Origin of the sequence: Mesorhizobium sp. Root695 (genome assembly GCF_001428185.1) — a bacterium.
Lineage (GTDB): Bacteria > Pseudomonadota > Alphaproteobacteria > Rhizobiales > Rhizobiaceae > Mesorhizobium.
Window position 1 is genome coordinate 38,124 of the sequence record NZ_LMHO01000010.1, and the last position, 25,541, is coordinate 63,664.

Here is a 25,541-nt window from a genome sequence, read left to right on the forward strand (position 1 = left end):
CGAACCTTCCCGTTTTGAATGCTTCTAGACCAGCCGCGATCATGTCAAAGCTTTGTTCGGGAGACGATCCCTTTTGGGCGCGCTCAAGAACCCAGTGGCGATGCGCTGAAGAGAGCGTCCAGGATCGGGCTGCTGTGATCGTGAGCTGGCAGACCCTGGAACGGGCAACCTGTCAGTTCGCTGACAGCCGGGCATCGGGTGGCGATTATGCTTGGACAAAGAAAGGCCCGGCCGAACCGGGCTTTTTCCGGTCCGTAGGGCGGACCTCAATAAAAGCGCGGGATCGGACCGTTCTGCGGGGTCACGTCGTCGCCGAGGTCGACAAACACCTCGTCGACATAGCACCATGCCCAGCCTTCCGGCGGATCGTAGCCCTCGATGATCGGATGCTTGGTGGCGTGAAAATGCTTGGTGGCGTGGCGGTTGGGCGAGTCGTCGCAGCAGCCGACATGACCGCAGGTGCGGCACAGCCGCAGATGCACCCATTGCGACCCGCTCGTCAGGCATTCCTCGCAGCCGAGCGCGCTCGGCGTCACCTTCCTGATGTCGCGCGTGTGCCTGCATTCATCCATCATGGTCTCCCTGCCGTTTGAGGCGCGTCGGCGTTGCCGCGCGCGAGATATGCATGCAATGCCGCGACCACCTGGGCGCCTTCGCCGACAGCCGCCGCGACGCGCTTGACCGACCCGGCGCGGACATCGCCGATGGCGAACACACCGCTGCGGCTCGTCTCCATCTGCGCCGATCCCAGGTCCGATCCGGTGCGCACGAATCCCTTGGCGTCAAGCGCCACATCGCAGTTCGCCAGCCAATCGGTGTTCGGGTCGGCGCCGATGAACAGGAAGAGATGGCGGATCGGGCGCGTCGTTTCCGCGCCGCTGGCGCGGTTGCGCCAGCGCACTGTGCCAAGATTGCCCTCGTCGCCTTCCAGAGCCATGATTTCGGCCCCGGTCAGCACCTCGATGTTCGGTTGCGCCCTGATGCGCTCGACCAGATAGCGCGACATGCTGGCATCGAGGCTGCCGCCGCGCGCCAGCAGCGCCACTTTGCGCGCATGGCTGGCCAGATAGACAGCCGCCTGCCCGGCCGAATTGCCGGCGCCGACCAGCGCCACTTCCTGGCCCGCGCAAAGCCGGCTTTCGATGGGCGACGCCCAATAATGCACGGACGTTCCCTCGAACCGCGCCAGATTGGCGATGTCGAGGCGGCGGTAGCGCGCGCCGCTGGCGATCACCACGCTGCGCGTGCGCACCGTCTCGCCATCGCCGACATCGAGCCTGTAACGGGCGCCGTCGGTCGCAGCGCTCAAAAGCTTCGCCTCGTCCGGTATCACCATTTCGACGCCGAATTTCTGCGCCTGGTTGTAGGCGCGCGCCATCAGCGCCATGCCGGAAATGCCTGTGGGGAACCCGAGATAGTTCTCGATGCGCGAGGAGGCACCCGCCTGTCCACCGAAGGCACGGCAATCCAGCACGATGGTCGACAACCCTTCGGAGGCCGCATAGACGGCGGCCGCCAGCCCCGCCGGTCCGGCGCCGACAATGGCGACATCGTATAGTTTGTCCGCATCGATCGGCCGCAACAGGCCGATGCAGCGGGCGAGGTCCTTTTCGCCGGGATTCATCAGCAGCCTGCCGTTTGGACACAGCACGATCGGCAGATGATGGGGGTCGACCTCGAAGCGTTCAACCAGGGTTTTCGCGCAAGGATCGCTGTCGGAATCGAGCACGCGGTGCGGCTGGCCGCTGCGGGCGAGAAACCCCTGAAGCCGCAACACATCGGAATTGTCGACGGGACCGACGATGATCGGTCCGCTGGTGGCGCTTTCCAGCAGCCCGACACGGCGCAGGATCAGCGCGCGCATGATGCGCTCGCCGAGATTGGCCTCCTGCACCATCAGGTCGCGCAGCCGATGCGAGGCGATGACGAACGCCTCGACCGGTTCGGCGGCCTGCGCATTCACCAGAGAGGGACGGGCCGAAAGCTCCGCCAGCTCGCCGACAAAACTGCCCGGACCATGCGTGGCGATCGTTTCGAGCCGGCCAAGCCCGCCATCCTGGGTGATGTCCACGCTGCCGGACAGCACGACAATCAGACCGGGCGCCACATCGCCGGCCGTGACGATGTTCTCGCCGGCCGCATAGAAGCTGGCCTTGCCGAACCGGCGCATGCGATCGATGTCCGCCTGCGCCAAGGTGGGGAACGCCTGATCGCGACGCGCGCCGAAGATCGGATTGGTGGGTTGAGCCATGGTTTTGAGCGTAGCGAAGCGGCTGCGGAGTTTGAAGCGGTTTATTCAGCCCCTGGCCGGAAGGGGAGATTGGTTGGCGGCAGCACACCGTCGTCATCCTCGGGCTTGACCCGAGGAGGCATTCTGTTGAGAAATCTGCTTGATCCCGTTGGTAGTCGGGAAAGATGGTGCCCAGAAGAGGACTCGAACCTCCACTCCTTGCGGAACACGGACCTGAACCGTGCGCGTCTACCAATTCCGCCATCTGGGCTGGTGCGGGCTCATGTAAGCGGGCAAGCGATGTGTGTCAACGCGCTTTTTTCAAAGCCGTTTGCCGCTTGCCGGCTCAAGGACCGTCAGGCCTCCAGCACTTCCTTCGAGGCCACGGTGGAATCGGCGTTGAGCTGGTAGATGACCGGCACGCCGGTGCCGAGTTCCAGCTTGACGATCTCCTCGCCCGACTTGCCGTCCAGCGCCATGATCAGCGCACGCAACGAGTTGCCGTGCGCGGCGACCAGCACCGTGCCGCCGCGCAGCACGTGCGGCTGCAGGTCGTGCAGGTAGTAGGGCCAGACGCGGGCGCCGGTGTCCTTCAGGCTTTCACCGGCGGGCGGCGGCACGTCGTAGGAGCGGCGCCAGACATGCACCTGCTCCTCGCCCCATTTCTTGCGGGCGTCGTCCTTGTTGAGGCCCGAGAGGTCGCCATAGTCGCGCTCGTTGAGCGCCTGGTCGCGGATGGTCTTCAGGTCGCTCTGGCCGACCGCGTCGAGTATGTGCTGACAGGTTTTTTGCGCCCGGATCAGCGCTGAGGTGAAGGCGATGTCGAATTTCATGCCACGCGCCTTGAGTTTCTGGCCGGCGGCCTTGGCCTCGGCGTGGCCCTGTTCGGTCAGGTCGACGTCGCGCCAGCCGGTGAACAGGTTCTTCAAATTCCATTCGCTCTGGCCGTGGCGCACGAGCACGAGGGTTCTCGACATGTTTGCTCCCTTCAAGAGCAATTCCAGGAAAGTGTGAAGCGGTTTTCCGTCCGGAATTGCGTTAAAACAAAGAGGTGTGGATGGTCCGTCTCAGCTGAGGCCGAGCACGTCCCGCATCGAATACAGTCCCGGTTTGCGGCCACGCGCCCAAAGCGCCGCCTTGACGGCGCCGCGAGCGAAGATGGCGCGGTCCTCGGCGTGATGGGACAGCGTGATGCGCTCGCCGGTACCGGCCAGCAGCACGCTGTGGTCACCGACCACCGAGCCGCCGCGCAGCGTGGCAAAGCCGATCGAGCCCGTCTTGCGCACGCCGGTGTGACCGTCGCGGACGCGCACATCATTGCCGGCCAGCTCGATACCGCGCCCGGCGGCGGCGGCCTCGCCGAGCAGCAAAGCGGTGCCCGACGGGGCGTCGACCTTGTGCTTGTGGTGCATTTCGAGGATCTCGATGTCGAAATCGTCGGCGTCGAGCGCGCGTGCCGCCTGTTCCACCAGCACTGCCAGAAGATTGACGCCGAGGCTCATATTGCCCGACTTGACGATCGTCGCATGGCGCGCCGCCGCCGCGATCCTGGCATTGTCGTCGGCCTTGCAGCCGGTCGTGCCGATGACGTGGACGATGCGCGCCTGCGCCGCGTAGCCGGCGAATTCGACTGATGAGGCCGGGGTGGTGAAATCGAGCACGCCATCGGCCTTGGCGAAGACCGGCAGCGGATCGTCGCCGATCGCCACATCGATGCGGCCGACGCCGGCGAGCTCGCCGGCGTCCTTGCCCAGATAGGGCGAACCCGCCCGCTCGACCGCGCCGATGACCCGCGCGCCGGGGATGGTGTGGATGGCGCGGATCAGCGTCTGGCCCATGCGGCCAGCAGCGCCGACCACCACCAGGCCCATATCACTTGCTGGCTTGTCGGTTGCGGGCGTCTCGCTCATGTCTTGCTCCCGGCGATGCTCTGCGTCTCGGTGTTGCGAATTGGGCCTTGGGCCGAAGTCTGGATCGGCGCGCTGTCATCGACAAGCCCCAGGCCCTTGATGCCCTGGATGCGGTGGAACCGGGCATAGACGCTGTGCGGATCGGCCATCAGCGAAGCGTGCGTGCCTTCCTCGACCAGCCGGCCCTGTTCCATGACGATGATGTGGTCGGCGTTGACCACCGTCGACAGCCGGTGCGCGATGACGATGGTGGTGCGGCCTTCCATGACCTGGGTGAGTGCCTGCTGCACGCGCGCCTCGGCCTCGTTGTCGAGCGCCGATGTCGCTTCGTCGAGCAACAGGATCGGTGCCTGGCGCACAATGGCCCGCGCGATCGATACGCGCTGGCGCTGCCCGCCAGAAAGCGTCACGCCGTTCTCGCCGACCGGCGTGTCATAACCCTGCGGCTGCTGGCGGATGAAATCATCGGCCGCGGCCTGCCTTGCGGCCTGTTCGATCTCGCCATCGGTAGCGCCCGGCCGGCCGTAGCGGATATTGTCGCGGATGGTGCCTTCGAACAGATAGGGCTGCTGCGAGACATAGGCGATGGAGCCGCGCAGCGACTGTTTGGTGACCTTCGAAATGTCCTGGCCGTCTATCTCGATCGTGCCCGCCTCGACGTCGTAGAAGCGCTGCAGCAGCGCCACCAGCGTCGTCTTGCCGGCGCCCGAAGCGCCGACGATGGCCGTCACCTTGCCGGCGGCCGCGGTGAAGCTCAGATCGTGCAGGATCGGTGCCTCCTCGACATAGTGGAAGGAGACGTTGTTGAAGCGCACTTCGCCGGAGGTGAACTTCGCCTCGGCTGCGCCCTGCGCATCGCTTTGCTGCGGCTCGATGTCGAGAAGCTCGTAGATCATGCGCGCATTGACCAGCGCGCGTTCCATGCCGACCTGCATGCGCGCCAACCGGCGGGCCGGATCATAGGCGAGCGTCAGCGCCGTGATGAAGGAAAACACCGCGCCGGGCGGCTGGCCGAGAACGGTGGCCCGATATCCGGAATAGGCGATGACGCTGGCGAAGGCGATGCCGGCCAGCAGCTCGGAAACCGGCGTCAGCCGCTCGGAGACGCGGGCGATCTTGTTCGACCGCTGTTCCGCGTCCTCGGCGAGCTTGCTGATGCGGCGCGACAGCTCATCCTCCATGGTGAAGGCCTTGACGATGGCAATGCCTTGCGTCGCCTCCTGCATGGCGCCGATCAGCCGCGAGTTGATCTGCACCGATTCACGCGTGATGCGCCGCACCCGACGCATCAGGTAGGTAACGGTCCAGATCAGCGGCGGCCCGATCAGCAGCGAACTCAGCGAAAGGACCGGATCCTGGTAGATCATGACGCCGACCAGGCCGACCAGCGAGACGGCGTCACGCGCGGTCGAGGTCACCGTCATCGACAACAGGTCTCGAATGCCGTTGACGTTCTCGTTGACCTGCGCGGCAAGCCGCCCGGACCTTGTGTCGTTAAAGAAGCTGACGCCGAGCTTCATCAGATGGTTGAAGATGCGCTGCTGGTAGCGCGCCACCAGATTGTTGCCGATCCTGGCCATCGTCACCGCCTGGCCGTAGCCGGCAAGGCCGCGCAGGATGAAAGCGCCGAGCAGTGCGGCGCAGATCCAGGGGATCAGGTCGCCACGCCGTTCATAGAAGATCTGATTGACGACCGGACTCATGATCCAGGCGGCAAGCGCCGTCGTCGCCGACACGGTCAGCAGGCAGAGGATCGTGAAAATATACGCGCCCCGGTACTCGCGGCCGTTTTCCTGGAGAATGCGGCGGATGACCGCCACGATCTCGCCCGCACGGGGTTTCGACAAATTGGGGGGCTGAAATGTCAAATCGGAGCGCTTCGTAGGTTTCCGCTTCCCGCGGCCGGGCAATTCGGCACCCCTCTTAACGCCAAGGGGCCGGCTTGCCTATGCCTTGGGGTGACTAACTTCGTCGCGCCACCGCCGTCCTTCCGTCTGGACGCCGAAGAGCGAGGGGTTGCGGGCATAAGCGGCAAGGCCCAGAAGTGCTGCCAGCGGATGGGTGATGACATAGACCGGCATGGTGCGCATCAGCGCGCTGTGCGGCGCCTTGTCCTCGAAGGCGGCGCGGAAATTGCCGGCTTTCAGCGCCGGCACGATCTTTTGCGCAATGCCGCCGGTGAGGAACACGCCACCACGGCTCATGAACACCAAAGCAAGATCGCCGGCGGTGCGCCCGAGGCAGGTGACGAAAGTCTCCAGCGCTTCCTCGGCAACCGGATCGGTTTTCGCCAGTGCGGCGGCCGTGACTTCCGCCGGCGTGGTGAAGGGCGACGGCTTGCCGTCCGCCTTGGCCACCGCCCGATAGACATTGACCAGACCCCGCCCACACAGGATCTGCTCGCCCGAAATGCGGCCCTCGAGCTTCTCGATATGCGGGAAAACCTCGAAATCGCGCGGTGTGCGCGGGCCGATGTCCATATGGCCGCCCTCGCCCGGCACCGGGATCCAGTGGTGAAGCGCATAAACCAGCCCGGCGACGCCGAGCCCGGTTCCCGGACCGAGCACCACGCGGCCGGCATTTGGCTCCGGCGTGCCGCCGCCGATCTTCTCCATGTGCTCCTCGCCGAGCGCGACGACGGCGAGCGCCTGCGCCTCGAAATCATTGAGCACGACGATGTCGCTCAAGCCAAGGCTGGCGAACATTTTTCTTGGCTTGACGATCCATGGGCAGTTGGTGAGCTCGATCTCATCGCTATCGACCGGGCCGGCCACCGCCAGCACCGCCGAATTGGGGCGGACCGATGAGCGGTCGAGCACGGCCGCCTGGATCGCCTCGTCGATGGTGTTGTAATTGGCGGTCTGGACGACGGTCGGCTCGCCGGCCTCGGAATTGGCGTCGATCACGATCGAAAAGCGCGCATTGGTGCCGCCGATGTCGCCGATCAGGATCGGAAACCGCAACAAAGTATCGTCATCGCCTGTGCCTGGCATGCTCTCGTCCGTCCCCGGCGCCCCCGACGGCATCTAGCCGTTCTCCCGTTGACTAGCGCATGAGTTTGAAAAGGGAAACGGTTTTCGAACCCGGCGGCGCGCTGAGGCCGGCTCTGCGGCCAAACGGCCACTGTTTCGCAGAAATGAGATCCTAAACCGATTGAGCCTGCCGATTGGTGCCGCGACCGTCAGTTTCCCGGCGGCCGTGGCCGCGGCAGCGGGACGCCGATCTCGGGGGTCGCGGTGAAGGCGTTCACCGCACTTGGCAGTCCTGCCGTGCCGCTGGCCGCGGTGGCGGGCAGTGACGGCGCTTCGGGTTCAGGCGCTGCCACCGCAACCGGCGCGCCGCCGCCATGATAAGTCGCGGCCTCGGCGGAGGCCGGCGCCGGCGCGTCGAGCACGGCGCGGCATTCGCGGGGCAGGTTCGCCATCGTCATCAGGTCGCGGGCCTTGGGCGCATCCGGGTTCTTGTTGGGGCGCCACGGCTCCTGCGTGAACCACCAGGCCAGCGGCTTGCCGCAGCCGTCATCGTCCGGCGTCGCTTCCTGCGCCTTGCAGCCGGGCGATCCCGGCTGGCAGCCGATGCGCATGTGGAAATGATAGTCGTGGCCCCAGAACGGCCTGACCTTGCGCAGCCAGCTGCGGTCGCCCTTGACGGTGTCGCAGAGCTTTTTCTTGATGCCCGGATTGACCAGGATGCGCTCGACTTGGCTGTAGCTCGCTGCCCGCTTCAGGAGCCTTGTGTGCGCCTGCGTCCACAGCGCGTCCTTCACCAGATGGGTCTTCTCGTCGACCATCAAGGTGGCGCTCATGCTTTCGCGCTGCGCCATCGACAGCGGGTGGCTGGGCATCGGCGTCAGCCAGATGTCGGCGTCGAGCCCGATCTGGTGCGACGCGTGGCCGGTCATCATCGGGCCGCCGCGCGGCTGCGAGATGTCGCCGATCAAAAGCCCTGGCCAACCATCGGCCGCGGCATCGCGCGACAATTTCTCGATCACCGCGATCATCGTCGGATGGCCCCAGCGGCGGTTGCGTGACGGTCGCATCACCTCCCAGGTCGGACCATCCATGGGAATGGCGACGCCGCCGGCAAAACAGCCCTTGGAATAGAAGCCGATCGACTGCGCTGATGTCGCGGCTGGCAGCTTCTTGGCGCCGAACAGGTCCTTCGCCCGTTCCTCGGCCGCTGCCGGCTGCGTGGCGAAGCCGACGAGGGCAAACAGACCGAGCGCGGCGGCCAACAGGGGCGTTTTGCCGAGAAATGGCAGCATCACTGTCTTCATGAAACCGAATCCCCACCGCAATCCAAGCCCAAATCATAGCACGCAACGCACCGCGGTTCGATCGTCAGCGCTTCATCGGGCTGCGCGCCTCGCCGTCGCGCCAGTTGCCGCTTGCCCACATATGGTCGAAGGCGGTGCGGTAGTCCGGAAAACGCAGGGAATAGCCCGCCGCCTTGATCGCCGCATTGGCGACACGCTTGTTCTCGCCATAGAAGGACCGCGCCATGGGCGAAAGTTGGGCGGCGTCGAAGGGAATTTCGGGCGGCGGTTCGATGCCCATCAGGGAAGCGGCATAGGCGACGACATCCTGCGGCGGCGCCGGCAGATCGTCGGTGACGTTGAAGATGCCACCTGTATTGCCTTCGATCAGTCGCCAAAGCGCGCCTGCAATGTCGTCGCAATGGATCCGGTTGAACACCTGGTCTGGTTTGACCAGCCGCCTTGCGCTGCCGTTTTCCAGATTGACCAGGGCGTTGCGGCCCGGCCCGTAAATGCCGGAAAGCCGCAGGATCGCCACCGGTCGGCCTATGTCCGTGCCCAATTGCAGCCAGTCCTGCTCGGCCGCCACCCGCATCACCGAGCGCTTCGACACCGGCCGGCATTCGGCCGTTTCATCGACCCAAGCGCCGTCATAATTGCCATAGACCCCGACGGTGGAGAGATAACCGATCCACTCAAACGCTGGCATTTGAGCGATTGCCTCTCGGGCGGCATTCAGCACGGGATCGCCGACCTCTTCCGGGGCAACCGAAATCAGCAGATGCGTCGTCTTCTTCAGCGCATCGCCGATTTGCTCGGTCAGCGCGCCGTCGAACAGCAGCGGCGCGATGCCGGCCTGCCGCAGCGCCTCGAATTTGTCCGCCGAGCGCGTCGTGCCCAAGATCGTCGCAGCACCTTTGCCGGCGCGGGCAGAGGCTTTGCTGGCTCGGGCAAAAGCCTTGCCGGAATAGCCGGCGCCGAAGATGAAGACCTGTTTTTCGCTCATGCATGCGCCCTGGTTGGCCGCGCCAGACGCCATTCGTCGCGCACGGCTTCGTCACTCTCGGTTTTCAGGCCGACAGCTGCCCTTTGCAAGTATTCGGCATCGGGCACCAGCCGCGCCAGCGCCCATATTGCCGCGCCCCGCACCAGCGGCGACGGATCGCCGAGCAAGGTACGCACGCTGCCGGCAAGGGAGGCATCGCCGGAATTGCCGGCCGCGACCAGCACGTTGCGGACAAAACGATCGCGGCCGATGCGTTTTATCGGCGAACCCGAGAAGAAGGCGCGGAAGGCCGCGTCATCGAGACCCAGAAGGTCGGCGAGCGGCGGCTCGCGCAGATCGTCTCGCGCGGCGAGTTTTGCTTCGGAAGCAGCCCGGGCGAACTTGTTCCACGGGCACGCAGCTAAACAATCGTCGCAGCCATAGATGCGGTTGCCGATCTTTTCGCGGAATTCATGCGGGATCGGCCCCTTATTCTCGATGGTGAGATAGGAGATGCAGCGCCTAGCATCGAGCCGGTAGGGCGCCGGGAAGGCATCGGTCGGGCAGGCGTCGAGGCAGGCGCGGCAGGAGCCGCAATGGTCGATCTCCGCCCGGTCGGGCGCAAGCTCGGCTGTGGTGAAAATGGTGCCGAGGAACAGCCAGGAGCCGTGCTCGCGGCTGACCAGATTGGTGTGCTTGCCTTGCCAGCCAAGCCCGGCGGCCTCGGCCAGCGGCTTTTCCATCACCGGCGCGGTGTCGACGAACACCTTCACATCACCGCCGGCGCGCGCCACGATCTTGCCGGCGATTTCCTTCAGCCGGCCCTTCATCACATCGTGATAGTCGCGGTTTTGCGCATAGACCGAGATGGCGCCGCGGTCGCGCTTGGCCAGCACAGCGCGCGGATCATGGTCGGGGCCGTAGTTCATCGCCAGCACGATGATCGAGCGCACCTGCGGCCACAGTGCCGTCGGTTCGGCGCGGCGTTGCAGCGTCTCGGCGATCCAGCCCATCGAGCCGTGAAAGCCGTCGGCGACGAACTCGGCCAGTCGCGCCGGCGCCAGCGGGATTGCATCGGGGGTGGTGACGGCGACGGCATCGAAGCCGGCGCGGCGCGCCTCTGCGTCGATCAGCGCGCGCAGTTTTGCGGCGTCAGAAGTCGAGGTCCGCATAATGCGACACCGGCGACAGGCCGCGCACGCGGTCGGTCAAAAGCGGCCGGAAGGAGGGCCGCGATTTGACCCGCGTGTACCATTCGCGCGCCGCGGCGTGTTCACGCCAGTCGATCTCACCGAGATAATCGAGCACCGACAGCGTTGCCGCGGCCGCGAGATCGGCATAGGTGACCCTCGAGCCGGCCAGCCAATGGCGGGTGCCGGCCAGCCAGTTGGTGTATTTCATGTGCTGGCGGATGTTGGCGCGCGCCGCACGGATGGCGCCCGAATCGGGCGAACCGCCGCCGGCCGTTTCCGGCATCACCGGCTTCAGCACGCGCTCGCGCACCAGATGGCGGGTGACTTCGCCTTCGGCCTTGTTGAGGTACCAGTCGATCAGCCGGCGGATTTCTGCGCGCTGCATCGGATCCTCGGCGAACAGCCGCTTGTCGCGCTTCAGCACGCCACGCGTCTCATCGAGATACTCGGCGATGACCGTCGCACCGACGATCGGCACGTCGCCTTCGGCCAGCAGGATCGGCAGCGTGCCGGCCGGGTTCAGCGCCAGGAACTCCTTGCGCCGGGTCCACGGCTTCTCCTCGATCAGGGCCAGCTCCTCGCCATACTCGCCAAAAGCGAGGCGAACGAAGCGACAGGTGGCGAACATGGGATGGTGGAAAAGCGTCAGCATGGTTCCGCGATGATAAAGCGCACTGGCGAATCGCAGGGCGCACCGGTAAGTCTTGGCCGCCCGGTTAGCGGGCCGTCAGGGTGTTGCGACCTATAGGGGGACTTGCACGCCATGACAAGCAAGCCGTTCTGTCCGCCGTCACGCCAATGCCGAGGTAGCCATGGAAAGCCAGACCATCGTCGAAGCCCTGCTGCTCGGCCTGCTGGAGGGGCTGACCGAGTTCATCCCGGTGTCGTCGACCGGCCATATCCTGCTCGCCGGCCATTTCCTCGGCTTCCATTCGACCGGCAAGGCCTTCGAGATCCTGATCCAGCTCGGCGCCATCCTGGCGATCCTGAGTGTCTATTTCCGCCGCCTGTGGCAAATGCTGCTCGACCTGCCGCATGACCGGCTGACGCGGCACTTCGTCATCGGCATCCTGATCGCGTTCCTGCCGGCGGCGATCATCGGCGCGCTAGCGCATGATTTCATCAAGACGGTGCTGTTCGAATCGCCGAGGCTGATCTGCATCATGCTGATCATCGGCGGCGTCGTGCTGCTGGCGGTGGACCGCATGAACCTCAAACCGGTCTACCGCGACGTGGAGCGGTTCCCGACCCGGCTTTACCTGCAGATCGGGCTTTTCCAGTGCCTGTCGCTGATTCCCGGCACGTCGCGCTCGGGTTCGACGATCGTCGGCGCGCTGCTTTTGGGCGTCGACAAGCGCGCGGCGGCAGAATTTTCTTTCTTCCTTGCGATCCCGACCATGGTCGGCGCCTTCGCCTTCGACCTGTTCAAGAACCGCGATGTGCTGAGCAGCGCCGACCTGCCGATCATCGCCGTCGGCTTCGTCGCCGCCTTCGTCACCGCGCTCATCGTCGTGCGCTTCCTGCTCGACTACGTCTCGCGCAAAGGCTACGCGCTGTTCGGCTGGTGGCGGCTGGTGGTCGGCGGTGTCGGGCTGGTGGCGTTGATGATCTGGGGGTGAGGAGTGGTCGGCGTAGCGCGAAGGGCGAGCAACGCCCGTCAATGGCCCTTCAACTCCTTCCATAAAACGCGTTTTCGACATGCACCGGCCAGCGCCAAGGCAGCACCGCGACCATGTCGAAGCGCATCGACAGTTTGCCGTAGTCCGACTGGCGCGACAGCCAGATGTCGGCGGCCGCCTCGATGCGGCGTTCCGATTCGTGGCCGATCGCCTCCATGGCCTCCATCAGCGTGCGGCGCGCCTTGACCTCGACGAACAGCACCAGGTCGCCGCGCCGCGCGATCAGGTCGATCTCGCCGAAGCGCGTGCGATGGCGGCGTGCGAGTATCCGGTAACCCTTCAGCATCAGCACTGCAGCCGCCAGCCATTCACCGCGATGGCCGCGCCGATAGGCCTTTTGGCGGCTGGCGCTCGGGCGCTCAGCCACCGTCGCCTTCCGCAATAACGTCCTCGGCGGCATCCTTGAGCTCCAGCAACCGCCGGTAGAGCGCCTGTTTCTGGCCGCCCGTCATCTTCGCGGCTTCCGCCGCCGCCTTGGAAGCCGGCATTTCGGCGGCGAGCGACAAAAGCAGGCGGTCGATATCGGCTGGTTCGTCGGCCTTGGCCTCGGCCGGACCGACGCAGACGACGATCTCGCCCTTCGGTGTATCGGCCGTCGCATAGTGGTCGGCGAGCACCCGCAGCGTGCCGGTGCGCATCTCCTCGAAGGTCTTGGTCAATTCACGGCCGATCGCGGCCTTGCGCTCGCCGCCGAGCGCTTCGACCATAGCGAGAAGTGAGTCGGCCAGCCGGCGCGGCGATTCGAAGAAGATCAGCGTCGCCGGCACGGCTTTCAGTGCTTCCAGCCGCGTCAGCCGCTGCCCGGTCTTCACCGGCAGGAATCCGGCGAACATGAAGGCATCTGAGGGTAGGCCGGATGCGGTCAACGCCGCGAGCGGCGCCGACGGGCCGGGGATCGGCACGACGCGAATACCGTGGTCAAGCGCCTCGCCGACCAGCCGGTAGCCGGGATCGGACACCAGCGGCGTGCCGGCATCGGAGATCAGCGCCACGCTCTGTCCAGCCTGGAGCGCCGCGATCAGCTTCGGCCCGGCCTCGCCGGCATTGTGCTCGTGATAGGCGGTGGTTCGGCGGCGGATGCCGTAGCGGTCGAGCAGCACGCGCGAGACCCGCGTGTCCTCGCAGGCGACGATGTCGGCGGCGGCCAGCGTCTCCAGCGCGCGCAGCGTGACGTCGGCGAGATTGCCGATCGGCGTCGCCACCAGATAGAGCGCCGGCTTGAGCGGCCGGGCCGCGATCTCGGTCTGGCCGATCACATAGCTTCGCTTGCCCGTCTCGCCGGTCACTGATGCCTTCTCCATTCAGCCCTGTTTGGCACGGCTGGCGCGGGCTTGCAAAAGCTGACGCCGATGTAAGGAACTCGCCATTCCTTTGCCACAGTGGGGAACGAAACCGGTATTGGCAGATTAGCCCCCTGATTCCGGAGGAGGACAGGATGGATAGCCTGAAGATACAGGACGCTTTCGAGCCCTATTATGCCGACCGCAGCCGCGTTGTCGTACGCGGGGACAAGCGCCTGCCTGCCAAGACCGACGCCAGCCTGACCGAGCAGGCCGCCTTGCCTACGAACGTCAGGCTTTCCGATAACAAACCCGACAGCACGACGGAGCACTGACCGGACGATGCCCAATCGCTTCGATATCTTCATCACCCGTCTTGAAACAAAAAGCGCTGGCAATGCCGTGCAGCTACCCCCGATAGGCGACCAGCACCGCGCCCGCCGCGATAAGGGCGACGCCAAGCCAGTTCGCTCTGGTGAGTCGCTCGCCGAGAAAGACCGCGCCAAACACCGCCACAAGCACGACGCTTAGCTTGTCGATCGGCGCCACCTGCGCCGCATTGCCGATCTTCAGGGCGCGAAAGTAGCAGAGCCATGAGGCGCCGGTCGCCAGACCGGACAGGCCGAGGAAAGCCCAAGTCTTTCCCGAGATCGTCGCCGGCGACTGGAACTGGCCGCTGGCCAGCAGGATGGCACCGAGCACGATCAGGATGATGACCGTGCGGATGAAGGTGGCGAAATCGGAATCTATGTTCTCGATGCCGACCTTGGCGAAGATCGCCGTCAAGGCAGCGAATGCAGCCGACAGCAATGCCCAGAATTGCCAGGAGGATACGGTCAGGTTCATGCGGGTGGCCTTCGCGGATGGCGTGTCAACCGAGATACCGTGAAACCCGCGCCTCCAGGAGGCCAATCAGCTCCAGGTCCATGAATTCATAGTTATCCGATATATCGAGGCAGATGACACGGGGCTTCTTCAGGCTGGCCTTGAATTTCTTCTGCAGCTTGGCGAGGTGCGCCTTTTCCATGACAAAGATGATGTCGGCCCAAGCGACCAATTCATGCGTTAGCGGCGTATCCGCATCGTGGTTTGTTCCCGCCGATGCGACCTCGATATCCCTCCGCTTGGAAAACACCTGTTCGGCGGTTGGGCTGCGCAAGCGGTTCTGGCTGCAGACGAAGAGGATGTTTTTCAAGGGCCTATCGCGCCAGATCGGCCACCACGGCGTCGAGCACGATCATGCCGGCTGGCGTGGCGCGCAGGCGGGCGTTGCCGATCGGCGCCACCAGCCCTTCGCCCTGCAGCATCGACAGCCGCGCGCTCGACAGGCCGCGTCCGGAGAACGCCTCGTAGCGGGCGAGATCGATGCCTTCGGCAAGCCGTAGGCCCATCAGCAGGAATTCATCGGCCTCTTCCGAACGCGTCAGGATTTCCCCGCCGGTGACGCCATGGCCCTTGGCCTCGACCAGATTGGCCCAGGTTTCCGGCATCCGCTCGGCGATCGTCACTGTGCGGCGGCCGTTCTCGACGAAGCGGCCATGCGCGCCGGGGCCAACGCCGACATATTCGCCGTAGCGCCAGTAGGTGAGATTGTGCCGGCTTTCGGCGCCCTGCCTGGCGTGGTTGGAAATCTCATAGGCCGGCAGGCCGTGCGCCGACGTGATCTCCTGCGTCAGCGCATAGAGATCGGCGGCATGGTCGTTGTCGGGAATGATGAATTTCTTCGCCGCGTGCAAAGCGTGGAAGGGTGTGCCTTCCTCGATGGTCAGCTGGTAGAGCGAGAGGTGGTCAGCCGCATGGCCGATCGCCTGTTCGAGTTCCGATGCCCAAGCCTCCGGCGTCTGGCCGGGCCGCGCATAGATGAGATCAAAGGAAAGCCTTGGGAATATTTCCCGCGCCAGCCCGATGGCGTGCAGGGCCTCACCGACATTGTGCAGCCGGCCGAGGAAGCGCAAATCCTTGTCGTTCAGCGCCTGCACGCCAAGCGACACGCGATTGACGCCAGCCGCCCGGTAGCCGCGAAATCGTTCGGCTTCGACCGAGGACGGATTGGCCTCCAGCGTCACTTCGATGCCGTCAGGCACTGTCCAGTTCTTCGCCACCGCGTCCAGAACCCTGGCCACCGTTTCCGGCTTCATCAGCGACGGCGTGCCGCCGCCGAGAAAAATGCTGGTCACCTCGCGCGGCCCGGTGCGCTCGCGCATCGTCGCCAGCTCGGCCTCGAAGGCACTGGCGAAGCGGTCCTGGTCGACCGGCTGGTGGCGGACATGGCTGTTGAAGTCGCAATAGGGGCACTTGGCCGCGCAGAACGGCCAATGGACATAGACGCCGAAGCCGGGCGTCCGGTCGAGCAGCATGCTCATGCCGAGCCCAATCTCGCTTTGGCGAATTTCTGGAAGGCGCGGGCGCGGTGCGACAGCGCCGTCGGCTGGCCAGGTTTCCAGCCATGCTTTTCCTCGGCGCTCATCTCGCCAAAAGTTTTTTCGAAGCCATCGGGCAAAAACACCGGATCATAGCCGAAGCCGAGCTCGCCACGCGGCGGCCAGACCAGCGTGCCTTCGGCCTCGCCGCGATAATATTCCGCCTCGCCGTCGGGAAACGCCAGGCAGATGACGGCGACAAAGCGGCCCTTGCGCTGTTGCGGCAAGGCCGCGCCGACTTCCTGCAACGCCACTTCGGTGCGCTGCATGGCCATGGCGAAATCGCGCGCGCCGTCAGGGGTTTCGGCCCAGTTGGCGGTGTAGACGCCGGGCGCGCCGTCGAGCGCGTCAACGCACAGGCCGGAATCGTCCGACAGCGCCGGCAGGCCGGTCGCCTTGGCGGCGGCGAACGCCTTGATGTAGGCGTTCTCCTCGAAGGTGGTGCCGGTCTCATCCGGCTCCGGCAGGCCATACTCCTTGGCCGATTTCGCTTCGAAGCCGAACGGCCCCATCAGGTCGGCGAATTCGCGCAGCTTGCCGGCATTGTGGCTGGCGACGACGATCTTCTTGCCATCAAGAGAATGCATCAAAGGCCCCAGATTCTTGGCTCGGCAAATTCGATCGAATTGCCCGAGGGGTCGCGTATATAGATCGAACGGCCGCCCTGCGGCCACTCGAATTCGCTTTCGATGGCGACCTTCTTCGCCTCGAGATGCGCTTTCCAGCGCATAATTTCGTCGGCGCTGGCCGCAAAGCAGAGATGGCCCTGGCCGACCGTGCCGTGCGGCGGCACCGGCAGCTTGGCGTCGGGCGCCGGCGGGATTTTCGTTGCCTCGGCATTGAAGATGAGCAGCACGCCCGGTCCGCAGCGGAAGAAGAGGTGCCTGCCGTCGACCTTGCCGAGCAGGTTTAGGCCGAGGATGCCGACATAGAATTCTTCCGCCGCCGCAAGATCGGTGACGTAGAGGGCGGATTCCAGGATGGCGGAGGGAGTCACCAGAAAGCCGTCAAGCCACTGCCATCTGCTGCAGGCTGACCAGGCGCTGGATGCCTTTCTTGGCCAGGCCCATCAAGTCCGCGAACTGCTCTTCCGAGAAAGGTTCGCCCTCGGCGGTGCCCTGGATCTCGACGATCCCGCCCTTGCCGGTCATGACGAAATTGGCGTCGGTGCCGGCCGAAGAATCCTCGATATAGTCGAGATCGATGACCGGCTGGCCGTCATGGATGCCGCAGGAGATCGCCGCGACATGGTCCTTCAGCACCTTGGCGACGCTGGCCATCTGGCGGGCTTCCATCCAGCGCAGGCAGTCATACAGCGCCACCCAGCCGCCGGTGATCGAGGCGGTGCGGGTGCCGCCATCGGCCTGGATAACGTCGCAGTCGACGGTGATCTGCTGCTCGCCCAACGCCTGCAAGTCGACCACGGCGCGCAAGGAGCGGCCGATCAGCCGCTGGATTTCCAGCGTGCGGCCGCCCTGCTTGCCGGCTGAAGCCTCGCGGCGCATGCGTTCGCCAGTCGAGCGCGGCAGCATGCCGTATTCCGCCGTCACCCAGCCCTTGCCGGAATTGCGCATCCAGCCCGGCACTTTTTCCTCGAGGCTGGCCGTGCACAGGACATGCGTGTCGCCGAACTTCACCAGGCATGAGCCTTCGGCATGCTTGGAGACGCCGCGCTCGAAGGAGATGGCGCGCATTTCGTCGAATTGGCGTTTGGAGGGGCGCATTCTGGCTGCTTTCTTGTCATTCTTTCGGAATCTTGGCCGGCTTGTAACCACATGGGAGGCGTGGCGCAAAGGAAAATGGCCTGACGATCTGACACAGACACCGGGTGATCTCACAAAGACACCGGGTTGCGCCGGCCGTAGTGAAGTCTATATCCTTGGGCCGGAGGTTTTTGGCCGTATGACCAAGGCAGTCGATCCCGGTTCGCAGTCGCCCGCGCTTCAGTCGCTCGACATGCGTTCCCGCGACATCTTCCGGCGCATCGTCGATTCCTATCTCAGGGACGGTGAACCAGTCGGATCACGCAGCCTGTCGCGCATCCTGCCGTCCTCGCTGTCGCCGGCGACCATCCGCAACGTGATGAGCGATCTCGAGCATCTCGGCCTGATCTACGCGCCGCACATCTCGGCCGGCCGGCTGCCGACGCAAGCCGGCCTGCGTTTCTTCGTCGATGCCTTCATGGAGCTTGGCGACCTCTCCGACGAGGAGCGCCGCGCCATCGAGGCACAGGTTCGCGCGTCCGGCTCCGGCGCGACGCTCGAGCACATGCTGACCGAGGCCAGCCAGATGCTGTCGGGCATGTCGCGCGGCGCCGGCCTGGTGCTGGCCGCCAAGAACGAGGTGGCGCTGAAGCACATCGAATTCATCCAGCTTGAGCCGACCAAGGCGCTGGCGGTGCTGGTGTCGCAGAACGGCGACGTCGAAAACCGCGTCGTCGAGCTGCCCGCCGGCATCACCGTCTCGCAACTGCACGAGGCCTCGAATTTCCTCAACGCCCATATCCGCGGCCGCACGCTGGCCGAGGCGCGGATCGAGATCGCCCGCATCAAGGAAGAAACTAGGGCCGCACTCGACACGCTGTCGCAGGACCTGGTCGAGAAAGGGCTGGCGGTGTGGGCCGGCGCCGACAGCGGCCTGCCGGCGCGGCTTATCGTGCGCGGCCGCGCCAATCTGCTCGAAAACGTCACCGCCCAGGCCGACATCGAATTGCTGCGGCATTTGTTCGAGGACATGGAGACGCAGGACGGGCTGATCCAGCTGCTCGACCTTGCCGAGGAAGGCTCGGGCGTGCGCATCTTCATCGGCTCGGAAAACAAGCTGTTCTCGCTGTCGGGCTCGTCGCTGGTGGTTGCGCCTTATCGCGACAAGGAAGCCCGCGTCATCGGCGCGCTCGGCGTCATCGGCCCGACCCGGCTGAACTATGCCCGCATCGTGCCAATGGTCGACTATACGGCGCAGCTGATTTCCCGCATGCTGCGCTAAGGTGTTGATATTCAGGTGATGCCGGCCTGACCTGAATCTGAACACCTTGGATCCAAACCTAAGGCTGCTGAGGAGAAAAAGAATGGCGCTCGAAGAACTCAAGGCCCGGATCAGCCTGTTGCTGGAGGAGATGGTCAACCAGCCGGAAGACCAGCACGAGATCCAGGAGCAGCTGCGCGAAAAACTGCGGGAAATGCGCGCCATGGGCCTGCCGCTGCCGGCCGATCTCGTCGCACTCGAAAAACGCCTCGACGACGATTTCTACGCTGCCGGAACCTGAACCGGAAATCGGACCTTCGCTTCCTTCAACTCATCGTGGGCTGCGGAACGATCGGCGAAACCGCCCGTTCCTGTCTTCACGGCTAAATATGGGAGGGCAGGATGATCCGTTTCGCCGGTCTGGCTATTTCCGCCGCCCTGTTTGTCACCGCAACAGCATTTGCCCAGCAGGCGGACGAGCCGGTGCTGAAAGGTGCGGCCGCTTTTGGCGACTGGCGTGCCGACAGGCCAGGAGTGCGCCGTCTGATCAGGCCGAACGATCTGCCAAAACCTTACGTCACCAAATCCGCCTCGAACAGCGCCGGCCTCGCCGAAAGGCCGGCGGGTGCCAAGCCCAAGTTGCCGCCGGGCTTCTCGGCAGAGCTGATCGCGTCGGGCATCGACAATCCGCGCGTCGTGCGTGTGGCGCCGAATGGCGACCTGTTCGTCGCCGACAGCGAGGCCAACCAGGTCCGCGTCTATCGCCTGGCCGAGGGCAGCGCGAAGCCGGCGCAGGACGGCATCTTTGCCGGCAACCTCAACCAGCCCTATGGAATTGCCTTCTATCCCCCGGGCAATGACCCGCAATGGGTCTATGTCGCCAACAGCGACAGCGTCATGCGCTTTGCCTACCGCAAGGGCGACCTGAAAGCCGCCGGCGAAGCTGAAACCATCGTCGACAACATCCCTGCCAGTCATCACTGGACGCGCGACATTGCCTTCTCGCCGGACGGCAAGACGCTCTATCTGTCGGTCGGCTCGGGATCGAACGTCGCGCAGGATATGGGCAAGGAACCGAAGGGCGGCCTCGACGCCTGGGCGAAGTCTCAGCCGCTCGGCGCCACATGGGGGTCCGAGGACGGCCGCGCCGATGTGCTGGCCTTCGACCCCAACGGCAAGAACGGTCGCATCGTCGCCACCGGGCTGCGCAACTGTTCGGGCATGACCGTGCAGCCGGCAACCGGCGCGCTGTGGTGTGTCGTCAATGAGCGCGATGGGCTCGGCGACAATGTACCGTCTGAATATGCAACCGTGGTCAAGGACGGCGCCTTCTATGGCTGGCCCTGGTACTATATCGGCAACAACGAGGATCCGCGCAGCAAGGGCGAGCGGCCCGACCTTGCCGGTAAGGCGACCACTCCCGATGTGCTGATGCAGGCGCATTCGGCGCCGCTCAACATCGCCTTCTACGACGGGAAGACCTTTCCGGCCGAATACCAAGGCGACGCCTTCGTCGCTTTGCATGGTTCATGGAACCGCGGCAACAGGACCGGCTACAAGGTGGTACGGTTGCTGTTCAGGGACGGCAAGCCAACCGGCGAATATGAGGATTTCATCACCGGCTTCGTCGTCTCCAACGACGAGGTCTGGGGCCGACCGGTCGGCGTGGCGGTGGCGAACGACGGCGCGCTGATCGTGACCGAGGACGGCAACGGCACCATCTGGCGCGTCACCCATGGCGACGGTCGGTCCTGACCGCAAATCCGCGCATCGGCGTGGTGCAATCGAATCCGACGCCAGGGAATTCACGCCGGGCGGACTTGTGCGGACGGTGTCACAACAGCGCCGCGCGCAAGGCCGCAACCATGACCCTCACCGGATTCCGCGCCTACAGTGCCGCTCTCGGCATCGCCGCCGCGATTCCTGGTCCCGGCATCACCGCGCTTGTCGCGCGGGCGCTCGGCTCCGGCTTTCGCACGTCGCTGGCGATGTCGTTTGGCCTGATGGTTGGCGACATCACCTATCTGATCGTCGTGGCGCTCGGTCTCGCCTTCGTCGCGCAGAGTTTCGGCATGGTTTTTCTCGCCATCAAATGGCTCGGCGTCGCCTATCTCGCCTTCCTCGGCTGGCGCTTCTGGAACAGCGGCATCACGCCCGAGACCGTCGAGGCCAGGAAAGGCAAAAGCGGGCTGCTGTCGAGCTTCGTCGCCGGCCTGACCGTCACGCTCGGCAATCCGAAGACGATGATCTTCTATCTCGCCATCACGCCGACCATCGTCGACCTGAAGACCATCACGCTGGCCGATTACGGCATTCTCGTCGCGCTGACGGTCGTCGTGCTTCTGGTGGTGCTGGTGCCATATCTGGCGCTGGCCGCCAAGGCGCGCTGGTTTCTGAAATCGCCGCGCGCGCTCAAGGCGCTGAACCGCACGGCCGCCGGCTTCATGGTCGGTGCTGCTGCGGCGATTGCCGCCCGCCAGTAGAGGGCTTTTGGCCAAAGCATTTTGCAAACAGGCTTTTTCGGGAAATGATTTTCCGGGACGAGGGCGTTTTAGACACAGGCCCCACTCGGATATTTTCGGCTGACAGCTTATGTTGCGCGGCTGAAGGCCCTATCTTGCCGGCTGCAATGCCACTGCCTGAAATTCTGGGAGCGAAACCAATGAACAAGCCCGCCACATCAGCCCGCGTGCCCGGCCGCGGCCGCGTCTACGATTCCATCACCGACACGATCGGCGACACGCCGCTGGTGCGGCTCGACAAGTTCGCTAAGGAAAAGGGCATCGTCGCCAATCTCATCGCCAAGCTCGAATTCTTCAATCCGATCGCTTCGGTCAAGGACCGTATCGGCGTGGCGATGATCGAGGCACTGGAGGCATCCGGCAAGATTTCTCCCGACAAGACCACGCTGATCGAACCGACGTCCGGCAACACCGGCATCGCGCTTGCCTTCGCCGCTGCCGCCAAGGGCTACAAGCTGATCCTGACGATGCCGGAAACGATGTCGATCGAGCGCAGGAAAATGCTGGCGCTGCTCGGTGCCGAGCTGGTGCTGACCGAGGGCCCGAAAGGCATGAAGGGCGCTATCGCCAAGGCCGACGAACTGGCAGCGACGATCCCCAATGCGATCATTCCGCAGCAGTTCGAGAATCCGGCCAACCCGGAAATCCATCGCACGACGACGGCTGAGGAAATCTGGAACGACACGCTTGGCGAGGTCGATATCTTCGTCGCCGGCATCGGCACCGGCGGCACCATCACCGGCGTCGGCCAGGTGCTGAAGAAGCGCAAGCCTTCGGTGCATGTCGTCGCTGTCGAGCCGGAATCCTCGGCGGTTCTGTCGGGCGGCCAGCCCGGCCCGCACAAGATCCAGGGCCTCGGCGCCGGCTTCGCGCCCAAAATCCTCGACACCACGGTCTATGACGAGATCGTCAAGGTGTCGAACGAGGATTCGGTCGCCAATGCCCGCCTCGTCGCCCGCCTCGAAGGCGTGCCGGTCGGCATCTCGTCGGGCGCCGCCCTGCAGGCGGCCATCGTCGTCGGCTCGCGGCCGGAGAACAAGGGCAAGAACCTTGTGGTGATCATCCCATCCTTCGCCGAGCGCTATCTGTCGACCATCCTGTTCGAGGGATTGGGATCGTAGTCCAACGCTTCTTCGTGACCAAGCTGGCCCGCTGAAAAACCGCCCGTGGCCGCGTCAGCGGCTTGAGCGCGACACCGCTTCCGGTTCATATCGCCCCCAGCCTGCTTTGCGCGGGCCGGGGAGGTATTCATGTACAAGCTCTACACCCGTCCGGGCAGCGGCGGCTTCGTCGTCGAGGCGGCGCTGGCGCTGGCCAACGCACCGTTCGAGCAGATCGACGTGCCGAAGACGGACCGGCCCGATCCGGCCTTCCTCGGCATCAGTCCCTTGAATCAGGTTCCGGTGCTGACCTTGCCGGACGGAAGCTCGATGACCGAATCGGCGGCGATCTGCATCCTGCTTGCCGAGCGTCACCCCAATGCCGGCCTGGCGCCGGCGATCGACGCGCCTGCCCGCGCCGACTTCCTGCGCTGGATGGCATTCATGTCGTCGGTGCTCTATCCGGCGGTACTGCGTTTCTACTACGCGTATCGATACACGGCCGATCCCGACGGCACCAAGGCGGTCAAGCAGGCGGCCGTCGCCGAGATGGATCGCGGCTTTGCCGTTCTTGATGCCGCTCTCGAAGGCCGCGACTGGCTGGTCGGCGACCAGCTGTCGCTGGCCGACATCTATCTGGCCATGCTGGTGGCGTGGCATCCCGACGTCGACAGGGCGCGCGCGACCTGGCCTGATATCGAGCGCCTGTGGTCGAAACTGCGCGAGAACCCTCTGATGAGGACGCTCAACACATCGCATGAGATGTGGCCAGGCTGAACGGACGGCCGGTGGCGAGGCTCAATTTCTGAGCACTGCCCGTTTCCCCTGCAGGAACCGGCGCACCGCCGGGTCGCGTTCGAGGCCGATCGCCCGATCATAGGCCTCGATTGCCTGTGGCACCTGACCGAGCCTGGCCAGCAGACCGGCGCGGGCTGCCCAATAGGGCTGATAGTCATCAAGCCGCTTGTCGTCGCCCAGTACATAGAGGGCCGCCAATCCGGCCACGGCGCCCTTGGCCTCGGCAATCGCCACCGCACGGTTGATCGCCACCACCGGCGATCCTGCGATCGAAAGCAGCGCGTCGTAGAGCTCGCGGATCGCCACCCAGTCGGTGCGGCCGGTCAGCCGTCGTGCCACATGTGCGGACTGCACGGCCGCCTCAAGCTGATAGCGACCAATGACGCCCATGGCCGCGGCGTGGGAAAGCAGCGCCTCCGCCTCATTGATGAGGGCGCGGTCCCATAGAAGGCAATCCTGCTCCGCCAGCGGCACGAAGTCACCTTCGGCGCTGCGCCGTGCGGCGCGGCGCGCCTCGGCAAACAGCATCAGCGACAAGAGGCCCAGCGCCTCGGGCTCCTCCGGCATCTGCGAAGCCACCAGCCGGCCAAGCCAGATGCCTTCGGTCGCCAGGTTGCGGCGCTGTGTCTCGGTGCCCGCGGGGTCGGACCAGCCTTCGGCGAAGGCGGCGTAGATCGCTTCCAGCACCGCGTCCAGCCTTTCGCCGAGTTCGGCCCGCTCCGGCACGCGGAACGGAATGCCGGCCTCACGGATACGGGTCTTGGCGCGCACTAGGCGCTGGCCCATGGTTGCCGGCGAGACCAGGAAGGCAGAGGCGATCGTCGCGGCGTCGAACCCCAGCACCGTCTGCAGGATGAGCGGCGAACGCACGCTCGATTCGATCGCCGGATGGGCGCAGGCGAACATCAGCCGCAGCCGTTCGTCGGGCAGGTCTTCGTCGGTCATGTGCGCCTCCGCCTCCTCGGCAATCAGCTTGAGATGCTCGCGGCCGGCTTCGCTGGTCAGCCGCCGCCGCACCGCATCGACACGGCGCCGCCTTGCCACCGCCAGCAGCCAGGCTTCCGGTTTCTTGGGTACGCCGGTTCGAGGCCATCGCTCCAATGCGGCAGCGAAAGCATCGGCCAGTGCATCCTCGGCGCCGGCCACGTCGCGCGTGCGCGCCGCGAGCCAGGCGACAAGCCTGCCGTAGCTTTGCCGGGCGGCGACTTCCGCCGCCGCCCGCGCGATCTCCAGGCCATTCTCCATCACATGGTCTGTTCCCAGATCGGCCGCAGCTCGACCGTGCCGGCACTGGCGGCGGGGCAGCGCGCCGCCCAGGCGATAGCGGCATCGGCGTCCTCAGCCTCGATCATGTAGAAGCCGGCGAGCTGCTCCTTGGTGTCGGCATAGGGGCCGTCGAGCACGTTGGTCTTGCCGTTGGCCATCCGCACCGAAGTGGCGGCCTGGGTCGGCTTCAGCCGGTCGCCGGCCAGCCAGGCGCCGGATTTCTTCAACGCCTCGGTATAGGCGCCATAGGCTGCGCTGATCTCGTAGGTCTTATCGGTCGGCGCGGCCGCCATGGCGGCTTCGTTGACGTAGATCAAAAGCATGTATCGCATGGTCTTCTCCCATTTTCTCGAAGGCCGCTTCGTTGCTGGCCGACCCTATGTCGGGTGGCCTAGACCGATTTCGACAAGCGCCGCGAAAAATCATTCGGCGGCGTCGGGGCGTTTCGGTCATTTCTCGGACAGGTACTCGGTCATTTCCCAGATCGGGCGCACCTCGACCGTGCCGGTGCTGGCTGCCGGACAGCGTCCACCCCATTCGATGGCCGTGTCGATGTCGGTCGCCTCGATCATGTAGAAGCCGGCAAGTTGCTCCTTGGTGTCGGCATAGGGGCCATCGAGCACGTTGGTGTTGCCGTTGGCCATCCGCACCGAGGCGGCCGTCTGGGTCGGGCGTAGCCGATCGCCGGCCAGCCATGCGCCGGATTTCTTCAACGCTTCGGTATAGGCGCCATAGGCCGCGAGGACCTGCTCGGTCTTGTCGCGCGGCGCATTCGCCGTCGCGGCCTCGTCATTGTAGATCAAAAGCATGTATCGCATGGTCTTCTCCCGTTTTGTCGAACGGCCGCTCCGTGCGGGCCGACCCTATGTCGTGCGGTCTCGGCCGATTTCGACAGGCGCTGGAAAAATCTTTCGGCCTTGGTCGCATGATGCGCAAGCC

At 65.0% G+C, this 25,541-nt stretch carries 29 protein-coding genes and 1 tRNA gene; 8 read left to right on the forward strand and 22 right to left on the reverse strand.

The features are described 5' to 3' along the window. Nucleotides 1-266: 266 nt before the first annotated feature. From ASD99_RS11575 to ASD99_RS11625, 11 genes are all read right to left on the reverse strand, one after another. Nucleotides 267-575, reverse strand: a complete 309-nt coding sequence (locus ASD99_RS11575) for a UBP-type zinc finger domain-containing protein (protein WP_056592531.1) — start codon at nucleotides 573-575, stop codon at nucleotides 267-269. Then, the gene (locus ASD99_RS11580) at nucleotides 572-2,251 is read right to left on the reverse strand and encodes an FAD-dependent oxidoreductase (protein ID WP_057143752.1); all 1,680 of its coding nucleotides are present in this window, start codon (nucleotides 2,249-2,251) and stop codon (nucleotides 572-574) included. Before ASD99_RS11580 ends, ASD99_RS11575 begins: the two co-directional genes overlap by 4 nt. Nucleotides 2,252-2,416: 165 nt before the next feature. Then, nucleotides 2,417-2,501 (reverse strand) — tRNA-Leu (locus ASD99_RS11585). An 85-nt stretch (nucleotides 2,502-2,586) separates the two neighbouring features. After that, nucleotides 2,587-3,207, reverse strand: a complete 621-nt coding sequence (locus tag ASD99_RS11590; protein ID WP_057143753.1) for a 2,3-bisphosphoglycerate-dependent phosphoglycerate mutase — start codon at nucleotides 3,205-3,207, stop codon at nucleotides 2,587-2,589. A 90-nt stretch (nucleotides 3,208-3,297) separates the two neighbouring features. Continuing rightward, nucleotides 3,298-4,140: a 4-hydroxy-tetrahydrodipicolinate reductase gene (gene dapB, locus ASD99_RS11595; RefSeq protein ID WP_057143754.1), complete on the reverse strand. Its 843-nt coding sequence runs from the start codon at nucleotides 4,138-4,140 to the stop codon at nucleotides 3,298-3,300. Further along, the gene (locus tag ASD99_RS11600) at nucleotides 4,137-6,008 is read right to left on the reverse strand and encodes an ABC transporter ATP-binding protein (RefSeq protein ID WP_057143755.1); all 1,872 of its coding nucleotides are present in this window, start codon (nucleotides 6,006-6,008) and stop codon (nucleotides 4,137-4,139) included. The genes dapB and ASD99_RS11600 overlap by 4 nt, the downstream gene beginning before the upstream one ends. Before the next feature lie 78 nt (nucleotides 6,009-6,086). Continuing rightward, nucleotides 6,087-7,133, reverse strand: a complete 1,047-nt coding sequence (locus ASD99_RS11605; RefSeq protein WP_057143756.1) for a glucokinase — start codon at nucleotides 7,131-7,133, stop codon at nucleotides 6,087-6,089. Nucleotides 7,134-7,321: 188 nt separating this feature from the next. Next, complete coding sequence (gene mepA / locus ASD99_RS11610; protein ID WP_057143757.1) at nucleotides 7,322-8,416, reverse strand: penicillin-insensitive murein endopeptidase; 1,095 nt, start codon at nucleotides 8,414-8,416, stop codon at nucleotides 7,322-7,324. 64 nt (nucleotides 8,417-8,480) lie between these two features. Then, on the reverse strand, nucleotides 8,481-9,401 hold the full coding sequence (locus ASD99_RS11615) for an SDR family oxidoreductase (protein ID WP_057143758.1): 921 nt from the start codon (nucleotides 9,399-9,401) through the stop codon (nucleotides 8,481-8,483). Then, the gene (queG, locus tag ASD99_RS11620) at nucleotides 9,398-10,552 is read right to left on the reverse strand and encodes a tRNA epoxyqueuosine(34) reductase QueG (RefSeq protein ID WP_057143759.1); all 1,155 of its coding nucleotides are present in this window, start codon (nucleotides 10,550-10,552) and stop codon (nucleotides 9,398-9,400) included. Before queG ends, ASD99_RS11615 begins: the two co-directional genes overlap by 4 nt. After that, nucleotides 10,533-11,225 (reverse strand): glutathione S-transferase family protein, encoded by a 693-nt coding sequence (locus tag ASD99_RS11625; RefSeq protein ID WP_056585364.1) that lies wholly within the window; start codon nucleotides 11,223-11,225, stop codon nucleotides 10,533-10,535. The genes queG and ASD99_RS11625 overlap by 20 nt, the downstream gene beginning before the upstream one ends. A gap of 160 nt (nucleotides 11,226-11,385) precedes the next feature. Between ASD99_RS11625 and ASD99_RS11630 the strand changes: the two genes are divergently transcribed. Then, nucleotides 11,386-12,192, forward strand: a complete 807-nt coding sequence (locus ASD99_RS11630; protein WP_056585366.1) for an undecaprenyl-diphosphate phosphatase — start codon at nucleotides 11,386-11,388, stop codon at nucleotides 12,190-12,192. Between the two features lie 49 nt (nucleotides 12,193-12,241). On the opposite strand, the gene ASD99_RS11635 is transcribed toward ASD99_RS11630, so the two are convergent. Beyond that, the gene (locus ASD99_RS11635) at nucleotides 12,242-12,619 is read right to left on the reverse strand and encodes a YraN family protein (RefSeq protein WP_056585368.1); all 378 of its coding nucleotides are present in this window, start codon (nucleotides 12,617-12,619) and stop codon (nucleotides 12,242-12,244) included. Next, on the reverse strand, nucleotides 12,612-13,553 hold the full coding sequence (gene rsmI, locus ASD99_RS11640) for a 16S rRNA (cytidine(1402)-2'-O)-methyltransferase (RefSeq protein WP_082583252.1): 942 nt from the start codon (nucleotides 13,551-13,553) through the stop codon (nucleotides 12,612-12,614). The genes ASD99_RS11635 and rsmI overlap by 8 nt, the downstream gene beginning before the upstream one ends. A gap of 134 nt (nucleotides 13,554-13,687) precedes the next feature. Between rsmI and ASD99_RS11645 the strand changes: the two genes are divergently transcribed. After that, entirely contained in the window at nucleotides 13,688-13,867 is a 180-nt protein-coding gene (locus ASD99_RS11645) for a hypothetical protein (RefSeq protein ID WP_056585372.1), read from the forward strand. Between the two features lie 73 nt (nucleotides 13,868-13,940). On the opposite strand, the gene ASD99_RS11650 is transcribed toward ASD99_RS11645, so the two are convergent. Genes ASD99_RS11650 through rph form a run of 6 tightly spaced genes read right to left on the reverse strand, consistent with a single transcriptional unit; the run spans nucleotide 13,941 to nucleotide 17,676 of the window. Continuing rightward, a complete protein-coding gene (locus ASD99_RS11650; RefSeq protein WP_057143760.1) occupies nucleotides 13,941-14,378 on the reverse strand; it encodes an EamA family transporter in 438 nt (145 codons plus the stop codon). Between the two features lie 25 nt (nucleotides 14,379-14,403). After that, nucleotides 14,404-14,727, reverse strand: coding sequence for a low molecular weight protein tyrosine phosphatase family protein (locus ASD99_RS11655; protein ID WP_056585376.1), 324 nt, complete (start codon nucleotides 14,725-14,727; stop codon nucleotides 14,404-14,406). Between the two features lie 4 nt (nucleotides 14,728-14,731). Beyond that, on the reverse strand, nucleotides 14,732-15,895 hold the full coding sequence (gene hemW, locus ASD99_RS11660) for a radical SAM family heme chaperone HemW (protein ID WP_056585378.1): 1,164 nt from the start codon (nucleotides 15,893-15,895) through the stop codon (nucleotides 14,732-14,734). After that, on the reverse strand, nucleotides 15,892-16,539 hold the full coding sequence (rdgB, locus tag ASD99_RS11665) for an RdgB/HAM1 family non-canonical purine NTP pyrophosphatase (RefSeq protein WP_057143761.1): 648 nt from the start codon (nucleotides 16,537-16,539) through the stop codon (nucleotides 15,892-15,894). Before rdgB ends, hemW begins: the two co-directional genes overlap by 4 nt. After that, nucleotides 16,539-16,949 carry a VOC family protein gene (locus ASD99_RS11670; protein WP_057143762.1) on the reverse strand — a complete coding sequence of 137 codons (411 nt, stop codon included), beginning with the start codon at nucleotides 16,947-16,949 and terminating at the stop codon, nucleotides 16,539-16,541. The genes rdgB and ASD99_RS11670 overlap by 1 nt, the downstream gene beginning before the upstream one ends. Nucleotides 16,950-16,959: 10 nt before the next feature. Then, complete coding sequence (rph, locus tag ASD99_RS11675; RefSeq protein ID WP_056585385.1) at nucleotides 16,960-17,676, reverse strand: ribonuclease PH; 717 nt, start codon at nucleotides 17,674-17,676, stop codon at nucleotides 16,960-16,962. A 178-nt stretch (nucleotides 17,677-17,854) separates the two neighbouring features. Between rph and hrcA the strand changes: the two genes are divergently transcribed. The 6 genes from hrcA to ASD99_RS11705 all read left to right on the forward strand — a co-directional run bounded on the left by hrcA (nucleotide 17,855) and on the right by ASD99_RS11705 (nucleotide 23,315). Further along, nucleotides 17,855-18,937 carry a heat-inducible transcriptional repressor HrcA gene (gene hrcA, locus ASD99_RS11680; RefSeq protein WP_056585387.1) on the forward strand — a complete coding sequence of 361 codons (1,083 nt, stop codon included), beginning with the start codon at nucleotides 17,855-17,857 and terminating at the stop codon, nucleotides 18,935-18,937. A gap of 82 nt (nucleotides 18,938-19,019) precedes the next feature. After that, entirely contained in the window at nucleotides 19,020-19,217 is a 198-nt protein-coding gene (locus ASD99_RS11685; RefSeq protein WP_010912574.1) for a hypothetical protein, read from the forward strand. A 101-nt stretch (nucleotides 19,218-19,318) separates the two neighbouring features. Further along, entirely contained in the window at nucleotides 19,319-20,671 is a 1,353-nt protein-coding gene (locus tag ASD99_RS11690) for a PQQ-dependent sugar dehydrogenase (protein ID WP_057143763.1), read from the forward strand. Between the two features lie 110 nt (nucleotides 20,672-20,781). Beyond that, nucleotides 20,782-21,399: a LysE family translocator gene (locus ASD99_RS11695; RefSeq protein WP_057143820.1), complete on the forward strand. Its 618-nt coding sequence runs from the start codon at nucleotides 20,782-20,784 to the stop codon at nucleotides 21,397-21,399. A 179-nt stretch (nucleotides 21,400-21,578) separates the two neighbouring features. Beyond that, complete coding sequence (cysK, locus tag ASD99_RS11700) at nucleotides 21,579-22,559, forward strand: cysteine synthase A (RefSeq protein ID WP_057143764.1); 981 nt, start codon at nucleotides 21,579-21,581, stop codon at nucleotides 22,557-22,559. Between the two features lie 129 nt (nucleotides 22,560-22,688). Next, complete coding sequence (locus tag ASD99_RS11705; protein WP_056585395.1) at nucleotides 22,689-23,315, forward strand: glutathione S-transferase family protein; 627 nt, start codon at nucleotides 22,689-22,691, stop codon at nucleotides 23,313-23,315. Nucleotides 23,316-23,336: 21 nt separating this feature from the next. On the opposite strand, the gene ASD99_RS11710 is transcribed toward ASD99_RS11705, so the two are convergent. The 3 genes from ASD99_RS11710 to ASD99_RS11720 all read right to left on the reverse strand — a co-directional run bounded on the left by ASD99_RS11710 (nucleotide 23,337) and on the right by ASD99_RS11720 (nucleotide 25,420). Then, complete coding sequence (locus tag ASD99_RS11710; protein WP_056585397.1) at nucleotides 23,337-24,581, reverse strand: RNA polymerase sigma factor; 1,245 nt, start codon at nucleotides 24,579-24,581, stop codon at nucleotides 23,337-23,339. Next, nucleotides 24,581-24,934, reverse strand: a complete 354-nt coding sequence (locus tag ASD99_RS11715; protein ID WP_056585399.1) for a YciI family protein — start codon at nucleotides 24,932-24,934, stop codon at nucleotides 24,581-24,583. Before ASD99_RS11715 ends, ASD99_RS11710 begins: the two co-directional genes overlap by 1 nt. Nucleotides 24,935-25,051: 117 nt before the next feature. After that, complete coding sequence (locus ASD99_RS11720; protein WP_056585401.1) at nucleotides 25,052-25,420, reverse strand: YciI family protein; 369 nt, start codon at nucleotides 25,418-25,420, stop codon at nucleotides 25,052-25,054. Nucleotides 25,421-25,541 lie beyond the last annotated feature (121 nt).

Bases quoted from the DNA above. Each gene is read 5' to 3' on its own strand.
- ASD99_RS11575 (WP_056592531.1), bottom strand. From the start codon at position 575: ATGATGGATGAATGCAGGCACACGCGCGACATCAGGAAGGTGACGCCG.
- ASD99_RS11580 (WP_057143752.1), bottom strand. From the start codon at position 2,251: ATGGCTCAACCCACCAATCCGATCTTCGGCGCGCGTCGCGATCAGGCG.
- ASD99_RS11590 (WP_057143753.1), bottom strand. From the start codon at position 3,207: ATGTCGAGAACCCTCGTGCTCGTGCGCCACGGCCAGAGCGAATGGAAT.
- dapB (WP_057143754.1), bottom strand. From the start codon at position 4,140: ATGAGCGAGACGCCCGCAACCGACAAGCCAGCAAGTGATATGGGCCTG.
- ASD99_RS11605 (WP_057143756.1), bottom strand. From the start codon at position 7,133: ATGCCAGGCACAGGCGATGACGATACTTTGTTGCGGTTTCCGATCCTG.
- mepA (WP_057143757.1), bottom strand. From the start codon at position 8,416: ATGAAGACAGTGATGCTGCCATTTCTCGGCAAAACGCCCCTGTTGGCC.
- ASD99_RS11615 (WP_057143758.1), bottom strand. From the start codon at position 9,401: ATGAGCGAAAAACAGGTCTTCATCTTCGGCGCCGGCTATTCCGGCAAG.
- queG (WP_057143759.1), bottom strand. From the start codon at position 10,552: ATGCGGACCTCGACTTCTGACGCCGCAAAACTGCGCGCGCTGATCGAC.
- ASD99_RS11625 (WP_056585364.1), bottom strand. From the start codon at position 11,225: ATGCTGACGCTTTTCCACCATCCCATGTTCGCCACCTGTCGCTTCGTT.
- ASD99_RS11630 (WP_056585366.1), top strand. From the start codon at position 11,386: ATGGAAAGCCAGACCATCGTCGAAGCCCTGCTGCTCGGCCTGCTGGAG.
- rsmI (WP_082583252.1), bottom strand. From the start codon at position 13,553: ATGGAGAAGGCATCAGTGACCGGCGAGACGGGCAAGCGAAGCTATGTG.
- ASD99_RS11645 (WP_056585372.1), top strand. From the start codon at position 13,688: ATGGATAGCCTGAAGATACAGGACGCTTTCGAGCCCTATTATGCCGAC.
- ASD99_RS11650 (WP_057143760.1), bottom strand. From the start codon at position 14,378: ATGAACCTGACCGTATCCTCCTGGCAATTCTGGGCATTGCTGTCGGCT.
- hemW (WP_056585378.1), bottom strand. From the start codon at position 15,895: ATGAGCATGCTGCTCGACCGGACGCCCGGCTTCGGCGTCTATGTCCAT.
- rdgB (WP_057143761.1), bottom strand. From the start codon at position 16,539: ATGCATTCTCTTGATGGCAAGAAGATCGTCGTCGCCAGCCACAATGCC.
- rph (WP_056585385.1), bottom strand. From the start codon at position 17,676: ATGCGCCCCTCCAAACGCCAATTCGACGAAATGCGCGCCATCTCCTTC.
- hrcA (WP_056585387.1), top strand. From the start codon at position 17,855: ATGACCAAGGCAGTCGATCCCGGTTCGCAGTCGCCCGCGCTTCAGTCG.
- ASD99_RS11685 (WP_010912574.1), top strand. From the start codon at position 19,020: ATGGCGCTCGAAGAACTCAAGGCCCGGATCAGCCTGTTGCTGGAGGAG.
- ASD99_RS11690 (WP_057143763.1), top strand. From the start codon at position 19,319: ATGATCCGTTTCGCCGGTCTGGCTATTTCCGCCGCCCTGTTTGTCACC.
- ASD99_RS11695 (WP_057143820.1), top strand. From the start codon at position 20,782: ATGACCCTCACCGGATTCCGCGCCTACAGTGCCGCTCTCGGCATCGCC.
- cysK (WP_057143764.1), top strand. From the start codon at position 21,579: ATGAACAAGCCCGCCACATCAGCCCGCGTGCCCGGCCGCGGCCGCGTC.
- ASD99_RS11705 (WP_056585395.1), top strand. From the start codon at position 22,689: ATGTACAAGCTCTACACCCGTCCGGGCAGCGGCGGCTTCGTCGTCGAG.
- ASD99_RS11710 (WP_056585397.1), bottom strand. From the start codon at position 24,581: ATGGAGAATGGCCTGGAGATCGCGCGGGCGGCGGCGGAAGTCGCCGCC.
- ASD99_RS11715 (WP_056585399.1), bottom strand. From the start codon at position 24,934: ATGCGATACATGCTTTTGATCTACGTCAACGAAGCCGCCATGGCGGCC.
- ASD99_RS11720 (WP_056585401.1), bottom strand. From the start codon at position 25,420: ATGCGATACATGCTTTTGATCTACAATGACGAGGCCGCGACGGCGAAT.